Below are 4929 nucleotides of genomic sequence, written 5' to 3' on the forward strand. Positions count from 1 at the left end.
GATGAAAAAAATTAAAAAAAGTTTCAAAAAAGTGTTGACAAGCGAAAGCGGCTGTGATATACTAATATAGTTGTCACTTGAGAGAAGCGAGTGACAAAGACCTTTGAAAACTGAACAAGACGAACCAATGTGCAGGGCACTACAACTGAAGTTGTAGTACTGAACAATGAAAAAAACAATAAATCTGTCAGTGACGAAATGAGTGAGAACTCAAACTTTTAATGAGAGTTTGATCCTGGCTCAGGACGAACGCTGGCGGCGTGCCTAATACATGCAAGTAGAACGCTGAAGGAGGAGCTTGCTTCTCCGGATGAGTTGCGAACGGGTGAGTAACGCGTAGGTAACCTGCCTGGTAGCGGGGGATAACTATTGGAAACGATAGCTAATACCGCATAACAGTAGATATTGCATGATATCTGCTTGAAAGGTGCAATTGCATCACTACCAGATGGACCTGCGTTGTATTAGCTAGTTGGTGAGGTAACGGCTCACCAAGGCGACGATACATAGCCGACCTGAGAGGGTGATCGGCCACACTGGGACTGAGACACGGCCCAGACTCCTACGGGAGGCAGCAGTAGGGAATCTTCGGCAATGGACGGAAGTCTGACCGAGCAACGCCGCGTGAGTGAAGAAGGTTTTCGGATCGTAAAGCTCTGTTGTAAGAGAAGAACGAGTGTGAGAGTGGAAAGTTCACACTGTGACGGTATCTTACCAGAAAGGGACGGCTAACTACGTGCCAGCAGCCGCGGTAATACGTAGGTCCCGAGCGTTGTCCGGATTTATTGGGCGTAAAGCGAGCGCAGGCGGTTAGATAAGTCTGAAGTTAAAGGCTGTGGCTTAACCATAGTACGCTTTGGAAACTGTTTAACTTGAGTGCAAGAGGGGAGAGTGGAATTCCATGTGTAGCGGTGAAATGCGTAGATATATGGAGGAACACCGGTGGCGAAAGCGGCTCTCTGGCTTGTAACTGACGCTGAGGCTCGAAAGCGTGGGGAGCAAACAGGATTAGATACCCTGGTAGTCCACGCCGTAAACGATGAGTGCTAGGTGTTAGACCCTTTCCGGGGTTTAGTGCCGCAGCTAACGCATTAAGCACTCCGCCTGGGGAGTACGACCGCAAGGTTGAAACTCAAAGGAATTGACGGGGGCCCGCACAAGCGGTGGAGCATGTGGTTTAATTCGAAGCAACGCGAAGAACCTTACCAGGTCTTGACATCCCTCTGACCGCTCTAGAGATAGAGCTTTCCTTCGGGACAGAGGTGACAGGTGGTGCATGGTTGTCGTCAGCTCGTGTCGTGAGATGTTGGGTTAAGTCCCGCAACGAGCGCAACCCCTATTGTTAGTTGCCATCATTCAGTTGGGCACTCTAGCGAGACTGCCGGTAATAAACCGGAGGAAGGTGGGGATGACGTCAAATCATCATGCCCCTTATGACCTGGGCTACACACGTGCTACAATGGCTGGTACAACGAGTCGCAAGTCGGTGACGGCAAGCTAATCTCTTAAAGCCAGTCTCAGTTCGGATTGTAGGCTGCAACTCGCCTACATGAAGTCGGAATCGCTAGTAATCGCGGATCAGCACGCCGCGGTGAATACGTTCCCGGGCCTTGTACACACCGCCCGTCACACCACGAGAGTTTGTAACACCCGAAGTCGGTGAGGTAACCTTTTAGGAGCCAGCCGCCTAAGGTGGGATAGATGATTGGGGTGAAGTCGTAACAAGGTAGCCGTATCGGAAGGTGCGGCTGGATCACCTCCTTTCTAAGGATAAGGAATGCACATTGGTCTTGTTTAGTCTTGAGAGGTCTTGTGGGGCCTTAGCTCAGCTGGGAGAGCGCCTGCTTTGCACGCAGGAGGTCAGCGGTTCGATCCCGCTAGGCTCCATTGGTGAGAGATCACCAAGTAATGCACATTGAAAATTGAATATCTATATCAAATAGTAACAAGAAAATAAACCGAAAACGCTGTAGTATTAATAAGAGTTTATGACTGAAAGGTCAAAAATAAGGTTAAGTTAATAAGGGCGCACGGTGGATGCCTTGGCACTAGGAGCCGAAGAAGGACGTGACAAACGACGATATGCCTTGGGTAGCTGTAAGTAAGCGATGATCCAGGGATTTCCGAATGGGGGAACCCAACAGGTACTACCTGTTACCCATATCTGTTAAGGATATGAGGAGGAAGACGCAGTGAACTGAAACATCTAAGTAGCTGCAGGAAGAGAAAGCAAAAGCGATTGCCTTAGTAGCGGCGAGCGAAACGGCAGAAGGGCAAACCGAAGAGTTTACTCTTCGGGGTTGTAGGACTGCAATGTGGACTCAAAGACTATAGAAGAATGGTTTGGGAAAATCAGCCAAAGAGAGTGATAGCCTCGTATTTAAAATAGTCTTTGTACCTAGCAGTATCCTGAGTACGGCGGGACACGTGAAATCCCGTCGGAATCTGGGAGGACCATCTCCCAACCCTAAATACTCCCTAGTGACCGATAGTGAACCAGTACCGTGAGGGAAAGGTGAAAAGCACCCCGGGAGGGGAGTGAAATAGAACCTGAAACCGTGTGCCTACAACAAGTTCGAGCCCGTTAATGGGTGAGAGCGTGCCTTTTGTAGAATGAACCGGCGAGTTACGATATGATGCGAGGTTAAGTTGAAGAGACGGAGCCGTAGGGAAACCGAGTCTGAAAAGGGCGCCTTAGTATTATGTCGTAGACCCGAAACCATGTGACCTACCCATGAGCAGGTTGAAGGTGCGGTAAGACGCACTGGAGGACCGAACCAGGGCACGTTGAAAAGTGCTTGGATGACTTGTGGGTAGCGGAGAAATTCCAAACGAACTTGGAGATAGCTGGTTCTCTCCGAAATAGCTTTAGGGCTAGCGTCGACATTAGAGATTCTTGGAGGTAGAGCACTGTTTGGGTGAGGGGTCCATCCCGGATTACCAATCTCAGATAAACTCCGAATGCCAAAGAATTATGGTCGGCAGTCAGACTGCGAGTGCTAAGATCCGTAGTCGAAAGGGAAACAGCCCAGACCACCAGCTAAGGTCCCAAAATAATTGTTAAGTGGAAAAGGATGTGGGGTTGCACAGACAACTAGGATGTTAGCTTAGAAGCAGCTATTCATTCAAAGAGTGCGTAATAGCTCACTAGTCGAGTGACCCTGCGCCGAAAATGTACCGGGGCTAAAACAATTTACCGAAGCTGTGGATACCTTTATAGGTATGGTAGGAGAGCGTTCTATGTGTGAAGAAGGTGTACCGTGAGGAGTGCTGGAACGCATAGAAGTGAGAATGCCGGTATGAGTAGCGAAAGACAGGTGAGAATCCTGTCCACCGTAAGACTAAGGTTTCCAGGGGAAGGCTCGTCCGCCCTGGGTTAGTCGGGACCTAAGGAGAGACCGAAAGGTGTATCCGATGGACAACAGGTTGATATTCCTGTACTAGAGTATGTAGTGATGGAGGGACGCAGTAGGCTAACTAAAGCAGACGATTGGAAGTGTCTGTCTAAGCAGTGAGGTGTGAATTGAGTTAAATGCTTAGTTCTATAACATTGAGCTGTGATGGGGAGCGAAGTTTAGTAGCGAAGTTAGTGACGTCACACTGCCAAGAAAAGCTTCTAGCGTTTAAACATACTCTACCCGTACCGCAAACCGACACAGGTAGTCGAGGCGAGTAGCCTCAGGTGAGCGAGAGAACTCTCGTTAAGGAACTCGGCAAAATGACCCCGTAACTTCGGGAGAAGGGGTGCTGACTTAGGTCAGCCGCAGTGAATAGGCCCAAGCAACTGTTTATCAAAAACACAGCTCTCTGCTAAATCGTAAGATGATGTATAGGGGGTGACGCCTGCCCGGTGCTGGAAGGTTAAGAGGAGTGCTTAGCGTAAGCGAAGGTATGAATTGAAGCCCCAGTAAACGGCGGCCGTAACTATAACGGTCCTAAGGTAGCGAAATTCCTTGTCGGGTAAGTTCCGACCCGCACGAAAGGCGTAATGATTTGGGCACTGTCTCAACGAGAGACTCGGTGAAATTTTAGTACCTGTGAAGATGCAGGTTACCCGCGACAGGACGGAAAGACCCCATGGAGCTTTACTGCAGTTTGATATTGAGTGTCTGTACCACATGTACAGGATAGGTAGGAGTCTAAGAGATCGGGACGCCAGTTTCGAAGGAGACGCTGTTGGGATACTACCCTTGTGTTATGGCCACTCTAACCCAGATAGGTGATCCCTATCGGAGACAGTGTCTGACGGGCAGTTTGACTGGGGCGGTCGCCTCCTAAAAGGTAACGGAGGCGCCCAAAGGTTCCCTCAGAATGGTTGGAAATCATTCGCAGAGTGTAAAGGTATAAGGGAGCTTGACTGCGAGAGCTACAACTCGAGCAGGGACGAAAGTCGGGCTTAGTGATCCGGTGGTTCCGTATGGAAGGGCCATCGCTCAACGGATAAAAGCTACCCTGGGGATAACAGGCTTATCTCCCCCAAGAGTTCACATCGACGGGGAGGTTTGGCACCTCGATGTCGGCTCGTCGCATCCTGGGGCTGTAGTCGGTCCCAAGGGTTGGGCTGTTCGCCCATTAAAGCGGCACGCGAGCTGGGTTCAGAACGTCGTGAGACAGTTCGGTCCCTATCCGTCGCGGGCGTAGGAAATTTGAGAGGATCTGCTCCTAGTACGAGAGGACCAGAGTGGACTTACCGCTGGTGTACCAGTTGTCTTGCCAAAGGCATCGCTGGGTAGCTATGTAGGGAAGGGATAAACGCTGAAAGCATCTAAGTGTGAAACCCACCTCAAGATGAGATTTCCCATGATTTTATATCAGTAAGAGCCCTGAGAGATGATCAGGTAGATAGGTTAGAAGTGGAAGTGTGGCGACACATGTAGCGGACTAATACTAATAGCTCGAGGACTTATCCAAAGTAACTGAGAATACGAA

1 tRNA gene and 2 rRNA genes are annotated in these 4929 nt (G+C 49.7%); all 3 read left to right on the forward strand.

Features of this window, described 5'->3' with window-relative positions:
• Positions 1–217: 217 nt before the first annotated feature.
• A 16S ribosomal RNA gene (locus HMPREF2728_RS02770) occupies positions 218–1764 on the forward strand.
• 50 nt (positions 1765–1814) lie between these two features.
• Positions 1815–1887, forward strand: a tRNA-Ala gene (locus HMPREF2728_RS02775).
• A gap of 123 nt (positions 1888–2010) precedes the next feature.
• Positions 2011–4911 (forward strand): 23S ribosomal RNA (locus HMPREF2728_RS02780).
• The 16S and 23S rRNA genes sit together here with 1 tRNA gene alongside, the layout of an rRNA operon.
• Positions 4912–4929 lie beyond the last annotated feature (18 nt).

This window comes from Streptococcus sp. HMSC061D10, from assembly GCF_001808865.1.
Taxonomy (GTDB): domain Bacteria; phylum Bacillota; class Bacilli; order Lactobacillales; family Streptococcaceae; genus Streptococcus.